The sequence below is a fragment of the Micromonospora acroterricola genome, assembly GCF_003172955.1.
Lineage (GTDB): Bacteria > Actinomycetota > Actinomycetes > Mycobacteriales > Micromonosporaceae > Micromonospora > Micromonospora acroterricola.
Genome location: NZ_QGKR01000287.1, coordinates 1 through 14,885, shown reverse-complemented (window position 1 = coordinate 14,885; position 14,885 = coordinate 1). Strand labels below are relative to the sequence as shown.

Annotated in this window: 13 protein-coding genes and 1 pseudogene; 10 read left to right on the top strand and 4 right to left on the bottom strand. The window is 74.4% G+C overall.

Features of this window, described 5'->3' with window-relative positions:
• The 6 genes and pseudogenes from DKT68_RS25135 to DKT68_RS25110 all read left to right on the top strand — a co-directional run.
• Positions 1-1,355: pseudogene (locus tag DKT68_RS25135) on the top strand (hypothetical protein); the annotation flags it as partial.
• Positions 1,356-1,378: 23 nt separating this feature from the next.
• Entirely contained in the window at positions 1,379-2,353 is a 975-nt protein-coding gene (locus tag DKT68_RS25130; RefSeq protein ID WP_109819855.1) for an alpha/beta fold hydrolase, read from the top strand.
• A 5-nt stretch (positions 2,354-2,358) separates the two neighbouring features.
• Positions 2,359-3,216, top strand: coding sequence for a DUF3152 domain-containing protein (locus DKT68_RS25125; protein WP_109819854.1), 858 nt, complete (start codon positions 2,359-2,361; stop codon positions 3,214-3,216).
• Positions 3,217-3,366: 150 nt separating this feature from the next.
• Positions 3,367-4,200 (top strand): DUF3152 domain-containing protein, encoded by an 834-nt coding sequence (locus tag DKT68_RS25120; RefSeq protein WP_109819853.1) that lies wholly within the window; start codon positions 3,367-3,369, stop codon positions 4,198-4,200.
• A gap of 123 nt (positions 4,201-4,323) precedes the next feature.
• Positions 4,324-5,505: an adenylyltransferase/sulfurtransferase MoeZ gene (moeZ, locus tag DKT68_RS25115; RefSeq protein WP_109819852.1), complete on the top strand. Its 1,182-nt coding sequence runs from the start codon at positions 4,324-4,326 to the stop codon at positions 5,503-5,505.
• Between the two features lie 174 nt (positions 5,506-5,679).
• Positions 5,680-6,513, top strand: a complete 834-nt coding sequence (locus DKT68_RS25110) for a prenyltransferase/squalene oxidase repeat-containing protein (protein WP_236647064.1) — start codon at positions 5,680-5,682, stop codon at positions 6,511-6,513.
• Between the two features lie 15 nt (positions 6,514-6,528).
• Here DKT68_RS25110 and DKT68_RS25105 read toward each other — a convergent pair whose 3' ends face one another.
• Both DKT68_RS25105 and proB read right to left on the bottom strand, forming a co-directional pair.
• Positions 6,529-7,770 carry a glutamate-5-semialdehyde dehydrogenase gene (locus DKT68_RS25105; RefSeq protein WP_109819850.1) on the bottom strand — a complete coding sequence of 414 codons (1,242 nt, stop codon included), beginning with the start codon at positions 7,768-7,770 and terminating at the stop codon, positions 6,529-6,531.
• A gap of 33 nt (positions 7,771-7,803) precedes the next feature.
• Positions 7,804-8,961 (bottom strand): glutamate 5-kinase, encoded by a 1,158-nt coding sequence (gene proB / locus DKT68_RS25100; RefSeq protein ID WP_109819849.1) that lies wholly within the window; start codon positions 8,959-8,961, stop codon positions 7,804-7,806.
• 13 nt (positions 8,962-8,974) lie between these two features.
• Here proB and DKT68_RS25095 point away from each other — a divergent pair, with 13 nt between their 5' ends.
• From DKT68_RS25095 to DKT68_RS25085, 3 genes are read left to right on the top strand one after another with little or no spacing between them, the layout of a single operon-like run.
• The gene (locus DKT68_RS25095) at positions 8,975-9,289 is read left to right on the top strand and encodes an MGMT family protein (RefSeq protein WP_109819848.1); all 315 of its coding nucleotides are present in this window, start codon (positions 8,975-8,977) and stop codon (positions 9,287-9,289) included.
• Positions 9,290-9,321: 32 nt separating this feature from the next.
• The gene (locus tag DKT68_RS25090) at positions 9,322-10,764 is read left to right on the top strand and encodes an MFS transporter (protein WP_109819847.1); all 1,443 of its coding nucleotides are present in this window, start codon (positions 9,322-9,324) and stop codon (positions 10,762-10,764) included.
• The gene (locus DKT68_RS25085) at positions 10,761-12,254 is read left to right on the top strand and encodes a pyridoxal phosphate-dependent decarboxylase family protein (RefSeq protein ID WP_109819846.1); all 1,494 of its coding nucleotides are present in this window, start codon (positions 10,761-10,763) and stop codon (positions 12,252-12,254) included. The genes DKT68_RS25090 and DKT68_RS25085 overlap by 4 nt, the downstream gene beginning before the upstream one ends.
• Positions 12,255-12,293: 39 nt before the next feature.
• Here the strand turns inward: DKT68_RS25085 and DKT68_RS25080 are convergent, their stop codons facing one another.
• Together DKT68_RS25080 and DKT68_RS25075 are read right to left on the bottom strand one after the other, a co-directional pair.
• A complete protein-coding gene (locus DKT68_RS25080) occupies positions 12,294-13,517 on the bottom strand; it encodes a hypothetical protein (RefSeq protein ID WP_109819845.1) in 1,224 nt (407 codons plus the stop codon).
• Positions 13,510-14,070 (bottom strand): RNA polymerase sigma factor, encoded by a 561-nt coding sequence (locus DKT68_RS25075; RefSeq protein WP_109819844.1) that lies wholly within the window; start codon positions 14,068-14,070, stop codon positions 13,510-13,512. The genes DKT68_RS25080 and DKT68_RS25075 overlap by 8 nt, the downstream gene beginning before the upstream one ends.
• A 230-nt stretch (positions 14,071-14,300) precedes the next feature.
• Between DKT68_RS25075 and DKT68_RS25070 the strand changes: the two genes are divergently transcribed.
• Positions 14,301-14,882 carry an NADH-quinone oxidoreductase subunit B gene (locus DKT68_RS25070; RefSeq protein WP_109819843.1) on the top strand — a complete coding sequence of 194 codons (582 nt, stop codon included), beginning with the start codon at positions 14,301-14,303 and terminating at the stop codon, positions 14,880-14,882.
• Positions 14,883-14,885: the final 3 nt, after the last annotated feature.

Here is a 14,885-nt window from a genome sequence, read left to right as displayed (position 1 = left end):
CCCCGCCGACATCGACCGGCGCCGCCCCGGCCCCCGCCACGAGCGGGACCGGGCGCCACGATCGGACCTCGCCCGCGCCCGCCCCGACGAGCGCACCTCTCTACGCGGCTCGCCGATCCGCCCCCGATCCCGCGTCGCCGGCCGACCCGGCCGACGTCGACCGGCTGCCGGACGAGACCTCGGCGGTGCTGCCGCAGCGCGTCCCTGCGGAACCGGACGTGCCCGTCGTGCCGGAGCCGCCAGCCGTGGAGCCACCCGCCGAAACCCCGGAACTCGCCCGCATCGCCACCCACCTGCGCCGTGACGACGAACCCGCACCGCCGCGGGAACGCCCCGAGGGGTTCGACGTCAACGCGATCCTGGACGCCGTACGGGAGGTGGCCGGCGTCCGCGACGCGGCGCTGCGCCGTACCCCGGCCGGCGCCCACAGCCTCCGGCTCGACCTGGCCGACGGCGCCGACCCGGCCGAGGTGAGCCGGCAGGTGGCCCGACTGCTCCAGGACCGGATGGGTCTGGCCGCCGCACCGCAGGACCTGCCCGGTATGCCCAACACGCCGGCTCCGCCGGTCCGCCGGCGGGCGGCCGAGCCCCGGCCGGCCGAGCGGAGGGCCGCGGAGTCCCGCCCCGCCGAGCCGCGCGACGCCGGTGCCGAGGCGCGTACCGGCGAGGTGCGCACCACCGGGTCGCCCGCGACGAGTCGGTCTCCGGGCGGTCGGGTCGAGGCCACGCCGCCCACCCCGGAGCAGCAGGTGGGAGCCGAGGAGGCGCGCCGCCGCCGTTCGAGCGCTCCGCACCGGGGTCGCGCCACGGTGGAGGAGCCGGGATCGGTCTCGGCCGCGCCCGCCGGCGCGGCCACCGGCAGCCCGGCGACCGCCGGTACGTCGTACTCCGGTGGTCAGGTGACCACGACGGAGTCGGCGCCGTCGCGGCCGCTGGAAACCGGCGACACGCCGGGGCCGCGGGTGGTGATCGACCACGTGCAGGTCAGCACCTTCGGCCTGGACGCCAATGTGGAGGTCCGGCTGCTGGCCGGCGGCGACAGCGCCGCCGGTCACGCCACCGGGCCGGCGGTGGACGGCTACGTGCTGCGGCTCTGCGCGGTGGCCGCGGCCGCCGCGGTCGACGAGTTGCTGCGTGGCGCCGAGAACGCCGAGCGGGGGCGCTGCTTCGTCGAGCACGCGGCCGTGGTGCCGTTCGGCAACTGCGAGGTGGCCACCGTGGTGGTGTTGCTGGTCTGCGAGGGCTGGGTCGAGCAGCTCGCCGGTTCGGCCCTGGTCGCCGGCGACCCGCGACAGGCGGTGGTCCGGGCGACACTGGCGGCCGTCAACCGTCGCCTGGAGGCGCTGCTGTCCTGACCGTTCCAGGGCAGACTGGAACGATGAAGCGCGCCACCCTCTGGCCGGATCATCTCCTTCCCGAGGACCGTGTCCCACCGCCGTGGCCGGGTCGCGAGATCCGCCTCGACGGCTCGGTCATGTACGTGCGGGACACCCCGGCCACCTCCGCCGGCGCGGAGCCGGCGTTGTACGTGCACGGCCTGGGCGGTTCGTCGCAGAACTGGACCGACCTGGCCGGGCTGCTCGCCGACCGCCTGGACGGCCAGGCCATCGACCTGCCTGGTTTCGGTCGCAGCGAGCCGGGCCGCCGCTACACGATTCCGGCCTTCGCCGATCTCGTCGTCCGTTGGATCGATTACTCCGGTCGGGGGCCGGTGCACCTGTTCGGCAACTCGCTGGGCGGTGCGGTCGCGGTCCAGGTGGCCGGGCTTCGGCCCGACCTGGTCCGCACCCTCACCCTGATCTCCCCGGCGCTGCCGTTCCTGGACTTCCGTCGCTCGTTGCAGGGGCGGATGCTGCCGGTGCTCGCCATTCCCGGGGGTGAACGGTTGGTCGCGAAACGGCTCACCCAGCTCGCCCCGGAGGTGATGGCCCAGCAGGTGATGGAGGCCTGTGTCGCCGACCTGAGCCGGATCTGCGACCAGCGCCGGGCCGAGGCCCTGGAGGAGATCCGGGTGCGCTACGAGGCGGAGCACTACGCCGCAGCGTACGTCCGGACGTTCCGCGGGCTGGTGTCCAGCTTCCTGCGGTCGTACCTGCCGGGGTCGGGCTCGCTGTGGCGACTCGCCCGGGCGGTGCGCGCGCCCACCCTGGTGGTGGGTGGGCGGCGGGACCGGCTGGTCGACGTGCGGGTCGCGCCGCAGACCGCCCGCGCGATCCCGGACAGCCGGCTGCTGATGCTCGACGGCGTCGGTCACGTGGCGCAGTTGGAGGTGCCGCGGCTGGTCGCCAGGGCGGTGGTGGGCCTGCTCGCCGAAACGGAGGAGACCGCCGCGCGGCCTGATCTGGCAGGCTGAGGCGGATGCGCACGCCCGCCCGCCGCCTTGGTCGCCGTCAGCGACGGCTCGCAACGATCGCCCAACTGGTGGCGGTGGTGCTGGCGGTCTGCGCGGCGGTGACAGTGGTCGCCGAGGGGCCGGGCGGGCACCCCGGCGCCGATCGGCTGGCCGCCGAGGAGATCCCGGCGCTGCCACTGCTGGCCGCGCCGCTGCCGCCGTCGGCCGTCCCGTCGCCGTCCGGGTCGCCGGTCGTCCCGTCGAGCCCGCCGCCGGTGCTGCGGCTGGCCGGGCCGGTCCCGACCACCGGCACCGGCCGGTTCGGTTACGACGACCGCAGCGGTCCGGTGCTGGGTCGCGCGGGTGAGTTGCGGCGGTACCGGGTGGCGGTCGAGTTGGGCAGTGGTGAGGATGCCGCCGCGTTCGGGCGGGCGGTCCACACGGCGCTGGCCGGGCCGGGCAGCTGGGTGGACAGCGGTCGGCTGCGGTTGCGGCAGGTGCCGGGTGGCGAGCCCCGCGACTTCACCGTCTATCTGGCCACCGCGCGCACGGCGGGTCGGATGTGCGCCGATGGTGGGGTGGACATCCGGGTCGGCGGTCGGCCGTACACCTCCTGCCGGGCGCCCGGAAAGGTGATCATCAACCTGGATCGGTGGCGGCTGTCCGTGCCGCACTTCGTGTCGGCGCGTGCGCCGCTGGAGGTCTACCGGACGTACGTGGTCAACCACGAGGTGGGCCACCAGCTCGGGCACCGGCACGAGCGCTGCCCGGGCGTCGGCCGCCCGGCGCCGGTGATGATGCAGCAGACCCTCTTCCTCAGGGGGTGCCGGATCAATCCGTGGCCGTACCTGGACGGTCGCCGGTACGCCGGGCCGGCCCTCTGAGCCGGGCCGACGCTCCGACGGCTGACGCTCGGACGGCGGCCGAGGCTCGGACGCCGGCTCGATCGGCGGACTCGCCGCCTCCATCAGGCGTCTTGCGTCAATAGCGGCAAAAGCGAAGAAATGCCCGTTTAATCTGGCAGGCTTGCCGTCATGACGCCGTCGTCCCCTTACGGCCCGCCCCGGCCGCCCGGCCCGTCCGGCCGGCCGGCGTTCCGGGTCCCGGGCGCGCGGCCGTCGCTGGTCCGGATGCGGCGACGGCGCCTCCGCGGTCTGCTGCTCGGCCTGGTCCTGCTCGCCGTCGCCGCCATCGGCGTGACGTCGACCCGGGGCGGTGAGCCACCGGCCGAGGCGCCCGCCGTCACGCACGGCCGGATGGGTCATGGCGGGGGAGTGGTTCACCCGGCGCCCACCGGCTACCCGTCGGCCGGCGCCGGACGCTTCACCGCCGCGGACGGCGAGACCCCGGTGCACGGCACGGACGGCCCGCTGCGCCGGTACCGGGTCGCGGTCGAGCGCGGCACCGGCCAGGACGCCCACGCCTTCGCCGCCACTGTGGACGAGGTGCTGGCCGACCCGCGCAGCTGGATCGCCTCGGGTGAGCTGCGGGTGCAGCGGGTGGCCGACGCCGACGCCGCCGACTTCACCATCTACCTGGCCACCCCGGTGACCTCCGAGCGGATGTGCGCCGAGGGCGGGCTGAGCACCGAGGGCTACACCTCCTGCCGGCTCCCCGGCCAGGTCATCATCAACCTGGCCCGGTGGTTGGAGGCGGTCCCGGACTACGGTGCCCCGCTGGGGACGTACCGCACCTATGTCATCAACCACGAGGTGGGCCACGAGTTCGGCGAGGAGCACGAGGCGTGCCCGGGGCCGGGCGAGCCGGCGCCGGTGATGCAGCAGCAGACGTACGGCCTCGAGGGCTGCGTGGCGAACGCCTGGCCGTACGTCGACGGTCGTCGGTACGCGGGGGACATCGTCCCCTGATCGACCGTGTCGTCGGTTATTCCCGCTCCCGCATCGCGGGCCACGTGTCCTCCCTCATGGCCGAGCGGCACCCCGGCGAGCAACAATGGCGCGGTTCACACCGCCGATCCCGGGGAGTCCACCGTGTCGTTGCCCCCGCTCGTCGAGCCCGCCGCCGAGCTGACCGTTGACGAGATCCGCCGCTACTCCCGCCACCTGATCATTCCGGACGTCGGCGTGACCGGGCAGAAGCGGTTGAAGAACGCCCGGGTGCTCTGTGTCGGCGCCGGTGGCCTCGGTTCGCCCGCGTTGATGTACCTCGCCGCGGCCGGGGTCGGCACGCTCGGCATCATCGACTTCGACACCGTCGACGAGTCCAACCTCCAGCGCCAGATCATCCACGGCGTGTCCGACATCGGCCGGTCCAAGGCCGAGTCCGCCGCCGCGTCGATCCGCGAGATCAACCCGCTGGTCAACGTGGAGATCCACAACACCGCGCTGGACCGCGAGAACGTCCGCGAGATCTTCGCCCAGTACGACCTGATCGTCGACGGCACCGACAACTTCGCCACCCGCTACATGGTGAACGACGCGGCGGTGCTGCTCGGCAAGCCGTACGTCTGGGGCTCGATCTACCGCTTCGACGGCCAGGCCTCGGTCTTCTGGGCCGAGCACGGGCCCTGCTACCGGTGCCTCTACCCGGAGCCGCCGCCGCCCGGCATGGTGCCGTCCTGCGCCGAGGGCGGCGTGCTCGGCGTCCTCTGCGCGTCGATCGGCTCGATCCAGGTGAACGAGGCGATCAAGCTGCTCACCGGCATCGGCGAGCCGCTGGTCGGCCGGCTGATGGTCTACGACGCCCTGGAGATGGAGTACCGCAAGATCAAGGTTCGCAAGGACCCGAACTGCGCGCTCTGCGGTGAGAACCCGACGGTCACCGACCTGCTGGAGGACTACGAGGACTTCTGCGGCGCGGTCTCCGAGGAGGCCCAGGAGGCGGTGGTCGACGCGACCATCACCGCGCTGGAGCTCAAGGAGTGGCAGGACGCCGGCAAGGACATCTTCCTGGTCGACGTCCGCGAGCCGGCCGAGTACGAGATCGTCCGGATCCCCGGCGCCACCCTGATCCCCAAGGGCGACATCATCTCGGGCGAGGCGCTGGCCCGGTTGCCGCAGGACCGGCAGATCGTGCTGCACTGCAAGTCGGGTGTCCGCTCGGCGGAGGCGCTCGCCGCGCTCAAGGCGGCCGGGTTCCGCGACGCCGTGCACGTGCAGGGCGGCGTGCTCTCCTGGATCAAGCAGATCGACCCGTCGCTGCCCGCGTACTGACCGGACGGGCCGGGGCGGCCGACACGTCGCCCCGGCCCCGGCACGGCCGCACGAACCCAGCCCGCGAATCGACGCCGGCGACTCCGAGCAGCCCTTTTCCGGCAGCGACGCAGCCATCCGCGGCTGGCCGATTCCCCGAGGCGGTATCGCGTCTGCGCAGGTAGCGTCTCCGCCGTGGTCGACTTGGAAGCCGCGATCGGGTTCGTCGTGGCGCACGGGGACGCGGTGGAACGTGCCCGCCTCTCCTGGCTGCGCAACGGCACGCCGGTGCCCCCGGAGCTGTTGGAGACGGCCGAGGTCGGCCAGTCGCCCGACGGCGGCTGGCCGGCGACCTGGGGAGGCGAGATCGCCTCGGTCGACGCCACGTGCTTCCGGCTCGCCGAGCTGGACGACCTGGGCGCGCTGAGCCGCCCCGCCGCCCGCCGGGCACTGGACTGGCTGGCGTCCCGGCAGCAGGCCGACGGCGGCTGGGACGAGGACCCGGCGCTGGCCGGTTCGGCACCCGAGTGGGCTCGCCCCGGCGATCCCGAGGCCGGACTGCTCCTCAGCGCCAGCGCCGGCTTCTGGCTCACCGTCGCCGGCCTGGACGCCCGCGCCGCGGGGCCACTCGACCACCGGGTCGGCGGGGCGTACGCCGGGGTGGTGCAGGCGGCCGCCCACTCGCTCGCCGCGCGGCTGCGCCCGGACGGCAGTTGGCCGTCGTTTCTCGCCGCCGGTTGGCTGAGCGCCGCGGTGCTGCACCGGCAGGACATGTTCCAGGAGTCGGCGCGGATCCAGGTGGTGCTCGCGGAGCGGATGCCCAAGATGTCCCCGGGGGACGTGGCCTGGCTGGCCGCCACGCTGCGCCGGGTCGGCATCGACCCGCAGGACTGGATCATGGTGCGGGCCCTGCGCCGGCTCACCGAGACCCAGCGCAGCGACGGCGGCTGGGAGAGCGAGGACGGGCACCAGTTCGACGTGCACTCCACGCTGGCCGCCATCCGGGCCTGCCGGCCGGCGGTCGGCTGAGACCGCCGTCGCCGGCTAGCGCAGGTGCCCCTCCCCGGTGACCACGTACTTGGTGCTGGTCAGCTCGGGCAGGCCCATCGGGCCGCGCGCGTGCAGCTTCTGGGTGGAGATGCCGATCTCCGCGCCGAAGCCGAACTCGCCGCCGTCGGTGAACCTCGTCGAGGCGTTCACCATCACCGCCGCCGCGTCCACCCGGGCGACGAACTCCCGGGCCGCGCTCGCCGAGTCGGTGAGGATCGCCTCGGTGTGCCCGGTGCCGTACCGCCGGATGTGCGCGATCGCCGTGTCGAGCGAGTCGACCACCGCGACGGAGATGTCCGCGGACAGGTATTCGGTGGCGTAGTCCTCCTCGGTGGCCGGGACCACGGCGGCCGAGTGTTCAGCCACCTCGGGCGAGCCGTGCACGGTCACTCCGGCCTCGGCGAACGCCGCCAGCATCGGCGGCAGGAACGCGGCCGCGACGTCCGCGTGCACCAGCAGCGACTCGGCGGTGTTGCAGGTGGACAGGCGCTGCGTCTTGGCGTTCAGCGTCACCGCGACGGCCTGCGCCACGTCCGCGGCGGCGTCCACGTAGACGTGGCAGTTGCCCACCCCGGTCTCGATCACCGGCACGGTCGACTCCTCGACCACGGTGCGGATCAGCGACGCGCCACCGCGCGGGATCAGCACGTCGACCAGGCCCCGCGCCCGCATCAGCTCCTTGACCGACTCGCGGGAGCTGGCGTCGAGCAGCTGCACCGCGTCGGCCGGCAGTCCGGCCCCGGCCACCGCGTCGCGCAGCACCGCGACCAGCGCGGCGTTGGAGTGCGCGGCCGACGACGACCCGCGCAGCAGCGCCGCGTTGCCGGACTTCAGGCAGATCCCGGCCGCGTCCACGGTCACGTTGGGGCGTGCCTCGTAGATGATGCCGACCACCCCGAACGGCACCCGGATCTGGCGTAGCTCCAGCCCGTTGGGCAGGGTCGAGCCGCGGACCACCTCGCCCACCGGGTCGGGCAGCGCGGCCATCTGGCGCAGCGCGTCGGCGATGCCGGCCACCCGGCCCGCGTCGAGGGCGAGCCGGTCCAGGACGGACGCGCTCAGCCCGGCCTCCCGGCCGGCCGCCAGGTCCGTCGTGTTCGCGGCCAGGATCTCCGGGGTACGCGCCACCAGCGCGTCGGCCATCGCGACCAGCGCGGCGTCCTTGACCGTACGGGTGGCCACGGCCAGTGCCGCGGCGGCGTCCCGCGCCCGTCGCGCCTGCTCGACGACGCTCATCCTGCGCTCCTCACGTGCGTGATGACAAGCTGCTCACAGCAGTACGAGGTCGTCGCGGTGGACGACCTCCCGCTCGTACGCCGGGCCGAGTGCCGCGGCCAGTTCCGAGGTGGAGCGACCGAGCAGCCCGGGCAGCTCCACCGCGTCGTAGTTGACCAGCCCGCGCGCGACGGGCGCGCCGCCGGCGTCCACCAGGTCGACCGGGTCGCCGGCGGTGAACGTCCCGTCCACGGCGGTGATGCCGGCGGGCAGCAGCGACTTGCGCCGCCCGACGACGGCCGCCACCGCGCCCGGGTCGAGGTGCAGCCGCCCCCGTGGCGAGGTGGCGTGGGCCAGCCAGAACAGCCGGGCCGCGGGGCGCTGCCGCTGCGGGTGGAACAGCGTGCCGACCGGCTCGCCGGCCAGCGCCGGGGCGACCAGGTCGGCGGCGGTGAGCACCACGGGGATGCCGAAGCCGGTGGCGATCCGGGCCGCCTCGACCTTCGTCACCATGCCGCCGGTGCCGACGCCGGAGCGGCCGGCCCCGCCGATGGTGATGCCGGCGAGGTCGTCCTCGCCGTGGACCTCCGCGATCCGGGTGGAGTGCGGGCGGGTGGGGTCACCGGTCCAGAGCGCGTCCACGTCGGAGAGAAGCACCAGCAGGTCGGCGTGCACGAGCGCGGCCACCAGGGCGGCCAGCCGGTCGTTGTCGCCGAACCGGATCTCCTCGGTGGCCACCGTGTCGTTCTCGTTGACGATCGGCACGGCGCGCAGGTCGAGCAGCTTGCGCAGGGTGCGGTACGCGTTGCGGTAGTGCGCCCGCCGGGTGACGTCGTCGACGGTGAGCAGCACCTGCCCGACGGTCAGCCGGTGCCGGGCGAAGCTGGCCGCGTACCGGCCGATCAGCAGGCCCTGCCCGACGCTGGCGGCGGCCTGCTGGGTGGCCAGGTCGCGCGGGCGTCGGGTCAGCCCGAGCGGGGACAGGCCGGCGGCGATCGCGCCCGAGGAGACGAGCACCACCTCGCGCCCCTCGGCGGCGAGCCGGCCGAGGGTGTCGACCAGCGCGTCGACCCGCTCGTCGGCCAGCCCGCCGGTCGCGGTGGTCAACGAGGAGGATCCGATCTTGACGACGACCCGTCGGGCGGCCGTGACTGCGTCGCGCACCCGCCCATTCTGCGTGGTCGGTGCGGTGCGTCCCGGTTGCGTTCCCATATCGTGGCCGACTGTGACACCTGACGAGTACGTCGAGGCGGTGCTCGACCTGGTCGAGCGGATCCCGGAGGGCCGGGTGATGTCGTACGGCGGGGTGGCCGACGCGCTCGCCGAGCGTTCGGGTCGGGCCTCGGCACGGCTGGTGGGCAGCATCATGGCCCGGCACGGCGGCTCGGTGCCCTGGCACCGGGTGGTCACCTCCGCCGGGCGGTTGCCGCCGGGGCACGAGCGGGAGGCGCGGGCCCGGCTGCGCGCCGAGGGGGTGCCGCTGCGCGGCGAGGGCGTGGACATCCGGGTGGCGGCCTGGTCGCCGGAGGAGGGGATGTGACCCCCGCCATAACGTGAGTAACATTCGGCCCCATGAAGCCGCCGCCGGGTGACGCCGGCTCACCAGCCGCCGGCCGGCTACCCCGGTCGGTGCACGCCGGATACGCGCTCGGCTCCCTGGCCACCGGCGCGTTCGGCACGGTGCCCGGGCTGCTCCTGCTGCCGTACCTGACCGACACGCTGGGCGTCGCCGCCGGCGTGGCCGCCCTGCTGGTGCTGCTGCCCAAGGCGTGGGACGTGCTGGTCAACCCGGTCGCCGGGCGGATCTCCGACCGCACCCGGTCGCCCTGGGGCGCCCGCCGGCCGTACCTGCTCGTCGCCGGCCTCACGCTCGCCGTGCTCTTCGCGGCGATCTTCGCCGCACCGTTCGACGGCGGCCCAGCGGCTGCGGCGTACGTCGCGTTCGCCTTCCTGGCCACCGCCACCGCGTTCGCCTTCTTCCAGGTGCCGTACGTGGCGATGCCCGCCGAGCTGACCGACGACTACACCGAACGCACCCGGCTGATGACGTGGCGGATCGCCGTGCTGGCGCTGGCCATCCTGGTCTCCGGCGCGGTCGCCCCGCTGGTGGTGACCGCCGGTGGCGACGGTGTGCCCGGGCACCGGTGGATGGGGCTGTTCGTGGCGGTGCTGATCGCCCTCGGCGCCGTCGGCGCGTTCCTCGGCACCCGGTCCGCGCCCACCGGGGCGGTGGGCGGCAGCGAGCCGACACTGCGTGCCCAACTCGCGGTCGCCGGTGCCAACCGGCCGTTCCGCGCGCTGCTGATCTGCTTCGTGGTGCAGTCCGCCGGCGTGGCCACCATCCTGGCCGGGGTCAACTACTTCGCCGGGCAGATCCTGCGCGACGAGGAGAGCGGGCCGACCCTGCTCTTCGTCTGTTTCGTCGGGCCGGCGCTGCTGGTGATGCCCATCTGGACCCGGGTCGGCGCGCGGCTGGGCAAGCGGGCCGCCCTGGTCACCGCCGCGCTGATCCTCGCCGTGGGCGCGCTCGCCCTGGTGGCCGCGCCGGTGCTCCCGCCGGTCGCGGTCTACCTGCTGGTCGCGGTGATCGGCGTCGGGTACGCCGGCCAGCAGGTGTTCGCGCTGGCCATGTTGCCGGACTGCATCGCGTACGACACCGCGCGCACCGGCCGGCGGCAGGCTGGCGTCTTCACCGGCCTCTGGACCGCCGGGGAGACCTTCGGCCTGGCCCTCGGCCCGGGCATCTACGGCCTGGTGCTCCAACTCTCCGGTTACGTCTCCTCCGACACCGGCACGGCCGCCGCCCAGTCCGACCTCGCCCGCCTCGGCGTCCTGCTCGGCTTCACCGTCCTACCCGCCCTCCTGGTGGGCCCCCCGGTCCTGCTGCTCCGCCGCTACACACTCACCCCCGCCCTCCTCGCCGCCGCCGGACACCACGACCGGCCCGCCGATCAGGGGGTCGTGGTGGGGACGACGGCCACTGACCATCACGAGAAGGGCACCACACCTCCATGATCGACAAGAACGGGGTGGCGGCGGAGGCCGTGCTCGCAGAGATCCGCGCGCTCCGGGCGGCGGACCGGCCCACGCACGGCGGACGGTTGTTCGCGTACGTGTACGACCCGGCGGTGCCGGGACTGGACGAGTTGGCCTCCGCCGCCCACCGGGAGAGCGCCCACGTCAACGGGCTGGATCCGACCGCGTTCCCGTCCCTGCTGGCGATGGAGAACGCGCTGGTCGGCGCGGCGGCCACCGTGCTCGGTGGCGGGCCCGGCACCGGCGCGCCGGACGTCGTCGGCAGCGTCACCAGCGGCGGCACCGAGTCGCTGATCCTGGCGGTCAAGACCGCCCGGGACGCCCGGCCGGAGGTGACCGAGCCGCGGATCGTGGTGCCGTCCAGCGCCCACGCGGCCTTCGCCAAGGCGGCGCACTACCTGCGGGTGGAGATGGACGTGGTGCCGGTCTCGACGGACACGTTGCGCCCCGACCCGGCCGCGATGGCCGCCGCGATCCGCCCGGAGACCGTGCTGGTGGCCTGCTCCGCGCCGTCGTACGCGCACGGGGTGGTCGATCCGGTCGCCGAGATCGCCGCGGCGGCGGCCGCGGCCGGGGTGCGCTGCCACGTGGACGCCTGCTTCGGCGGCTGGACCCTGCCGTACCTGCGCCGCCTCGGCCAACCGGTGCCGGCGTTCGACTTCGCCGTGCCCGGGGTCACCTCGATCTCGGTCGACCTGCACAAGTACGCGTACGCCCCGAAGGGCGTGTCCGTGCTGCTGCACCGGACCGCCGCGCTGCGGGCGCCGCAGTACTTCGCGTACGCGGACTGGCCCGGTTACACGATGATCAACCCGACCATCGCCTCGACGCGCTCCGGTGGGCCCATCGCCGCCGCGTACGCCACCCTGCGGCACCTCGGCGACGAGGGATACCTGCGCCTGACGTCGCTGACCCGCGACGCGGTCGCCGGCCTGGCCGACGCGGTGCGGGGCGTCGACGGGCTGCGACTGATGGCCGAGCCCGAGTCCACCGTGGTCTGCTTCACCGCCACCGAGGGCGGACCCGACCTGTTCGTCCTGGTCGACGAGCTGACGGCGCGCGGCTGGCACACCCAGCCCCAGCTCTCGTACGCCGGTCTGCCGGCCAGCGTGCACCTCACGGTGACCGCGGCGGTCGCGCCCCGGGTGGCCGAGTTCGGGCCGGACCTGGCCGACGCGGTGGTGGCGGCCCGGGCGGCCGGGCCGGTCCGGCTGCCCCCGGAGCTGGCCGCCCTGGCCGGCGCCCTCACCCCGGACGCGCTGACCCCGGAGCTGGTTGCCGGCCTGGCCGCCGGACTGGGCATGGGCGCCGAGCCGGCCGCCGGAGCGGGCCCCGACGGCGGGTCGGCGGGCGGCCCGCTGCCGGAGCGGATGGCGCTGGTCAACACGCTGCTCGACGCCGCGCCGCCGGCGTTGCGCGAGCGGCTGCTGGTGGAGTTCGTCGGCCTGCTGCAACGCCCGGCCTGGTGACCGGTGGGGTGGCGGCCACGCCGCCACCCCACCGACCGGTCACCGGTAGGCGATCGTGTCCTCGTTGTTCCCGACGTCGGGGTCGATCAGGTAGTTCCCGCCGGGGCCGGCGGCCGTGCCGCGCACCGTCGCCGTGCCCGGTGGCAGCTCGGCGCCCGGGGGCAGTCGCACGCCGAGGCGCACCGTCAGCTCGCCGTTCGGCTCGATCGGACCCAGGCGGCACCGCAGCGGGGGCCCGTACTTTCCGGCGTCCGGCCCGCAGTCGGACCAGGCGGGGCCGTCCGGCACGAGGGAGGCCGGCAGGTCCAGATTGAGGAAGACCTCATCGACACGCCGGTCCCCGAGGGCGCGGACCCGCACCTGGACCGCGCCGACCCGGGAGCCGTCCGTCGGATCGTCGGCCAGGATGAGGTCCTTCGCGGTCACCGCCAGGTTGGTGGAGTACGGGTTCGGGCCGAACGAGGTGGGCCCCTCGACCTGCGAGAACCGCTCGCCCGTCCAGCGGTAGCCGCGCCACTGCCGCTGCGACCACTCGCCCGGCCAGCCACCCCCCGGATGCAGGTCGGCCACCTCCACCCGGACGATGCCGTCGGAGCGCCCGTCCAGCGAGGTCAACCACTGCGGCTTCTCGCGGCTGGTGGCCACCACCCGGCCGATCGTGACGATCCTGCCCGCCTCGTCCCGATCGAACGCGACGACCTGCTGCGGTCCACCGGTGCCGAACGAGCACAACAGCATGGCCACCGTCTCGGTCGCGCCGTCACCGTCGACGTCGGCGTAATCGATCTTCTCGAGGGCGTTCGTCCCCTCCTTGGCGGTGCTCGGGTCGCCGACCAACCGGACCCCGCTCACCGGGCAGTCCGGTGGCCCCGATCGCCAGGCCGGCAGGTCCACCTTCGCGGCGAGCAACTGTGCCCGGCTGATCCGCCCATCCGGTGACACGGCCTGGGTGGGGCTGGCGCTGGTCGCCGAGGGCGTCCCGGTGGGGCTCGGCGAGACGCTCGGCGTGGGGCTCGCGGTCACGCTCGGGGTCGGCGGCAGCGGCCCGGGTGTCGGGCCAGGGCCGTTCAGGGCCGCGTACCCGACGGCAGGACCGCCCAGCAGCGCGACCGCCGCCGCTCCGGCCGTGGCACGGTAGCGCCGCTTCCGCTGGCGTACGGTCCGCCGGACCGCCGCCGGCCCGGGCACCTCGACCTCGGCCAGCAGCACGCCACGGTACCGGTTGAACTCCCCGGCCAGGTCGATGTTCTCCAGCTCAGACATTTCCCACCCCGTCCGTGGTGTCGCGCAGATAGCCCGCGAGCGTCGTCCGGCTCCGGTGCAGCCAGGACTTGACGGTGCCCTCGGCGACCCGCTCCTGCGCCGCGATCTCGGCCACCGTCAGGTCGGCGAGATAGTGCAGCACCACCGCCCGACGCTGGCGGGGCGGCAGCTTCGCCAGCGCCGCGTCGACCGCCACCCGGTCCGGCGTCGGCCCGGCGACATGCGTCTCCCGCTGCCGCAGCAGGTAGGCCTGCGCGGTGCGCAGCCTTCGCCACCGGTTGTGGCCGAGGTTCCAGGCGACCCTGCGGACCCACGCCAGCGGGTCGTCGTAGCCGGCCACCCGGTCCCAGCGGGCGAACGCCTTGCAGAAGGCCTCCTGGACCAGGTCCTGCGCGTGACCCCGGTCCCCCGTGTAGGCGGTCAGCTGCACCACCAGACCTCGGTAGTGCGCATGGTAGAAGTCGTCGAAGCTCAGCTCGGCCCGATCGGGCCCGACGTCGTGAAGGTGGTCCGGCGGTGGTTCACCCGCCCGAACTTCTCTCGTCACACTCACTCGCTCTCCCCCGTGGTGTACGCGGCGTCGGCACCCGACAGAGGTGACACACCGCGCCGCCGGGAAAGGTTGCGACTGCCGGAAAGCCGACTGTGTCACGGCTCAGACCGCCCGGCGGCCCCGTCGCGGACCGATGCCGAGGCGGGGCAGTGGCCCGCGTCGAGCGGCCACCGGGCCCGGGTCGGCCGCTGTGGTTGACTGTCCGGTGGGGGACAGGAAGGGGGACGATCGTGCAGATGCCGGCAGTGCTCGGCGAGCCGATCCGGTTCGTGCTGAACTGGGGCCGCCGCTACTCGCTCTGGGTCTTCAACTTCGGCCTGGCCTGCTGCGCGATCGAGTTCATCGCCACCAGCATGGGCCGGCACGACTTCATCCGGCTTGGCGTGATCCCGTTCGCCCACGGCCCCCGGCAGGCCGACCTGATGGTGGTCTCCGGCACGGTGACCGACAAGATGGCCCCGGCGATCAAGCGGCTCTACGACCAGATGCCCGAGCCGAAGTACGTCATCTCGTTCGGCGCGTGCTCCAACTGCGGCGGCCCCTACTGGGACTCGTACTCGGTGACCAAGGGCGTCGACCAGCTCATCCCGGTCGACGTGTACGTGCCCGGCTGCCCGCCCCGGCCGGAGGCGCTGCTGCACGGAATCCTGCTCCTCCAGGAAAAGATCGCCGCCGAGCAGTCCGGTGTCGGCGGCGTGTCCCGCCCGGACCTGCTCGCCGCGCCGGTGGACGCCGCACCCCGCGACGGCGCCGCGCCGCGCTCCGTCGACTCGTTGACCGCCCCACCGGTACGCCCACCCGCCGCCGGCTGACGC

What these genes read in the sequence shown, in the direction of transcription:
- DKT68_RS25105 (WP_109819850.1), bottom strand. Translation starts at nt 7,770, where the DNA reads ATGAGCGTCGTCGAGCAGGCGCGACGGGCGCGGGACGCCGCCGCGGCA.
- DKT68_RS25120 (WP_109819853.1), top strand. Translation starts at nt 3,367, where the DNA reads ATGACGCCGTCGTCCCCTTACGGCCCGCCCCGGCCGCCCGGCCCGTCC.
- DKT68_RS25090 (WP_109819847.1), top strand. Translation starts at nt 9,322, where the DNA reads ATGAAGCCGCCGCCGGGTGACGCCGGCTCACCAGCCGCCGGCCGGCTA.
- proB (WP_109819849.1), bottom strand. Translation starts at nt 8,961, where the DNA reads ATGGGAACGCAACCGGGACGCACCGCACCGACCACGCAGAATGGGCGG.
- DKT68_RS25130 (WP_109819855.1), top strand. Translation starts at nt 1,379, where the DNA reads ATGAAGCGCGCCACCCTCTGGCCGGATCATCTCCTTCCCGAGGACCGT.
- DKT68_RS25085 (WP_109819846.1), top strand. Translation starts at nt 10,761, where the DNA reads ATGATCGACAAGAACGGGGTGGCGGCGGAGGCCGTGCTCGCAGAGATC.
- DKT68_RS25080 (WP_109819845.1), bottom strand. Translation starts at nt 13,517, where the DNA reads ATGTCTGAGCTGGAGAACATCGACCTGGCCGGGGAGTTCAACCGGTAC.
- DKT68_RS25125 (WP_109819854.1), top strand. Translation starts at nt 2,359, where the DNA reads ATGCGCACGCCCGCCCGCCGCCTTGGTCGCCGTCAGCGACGGCTCGCA.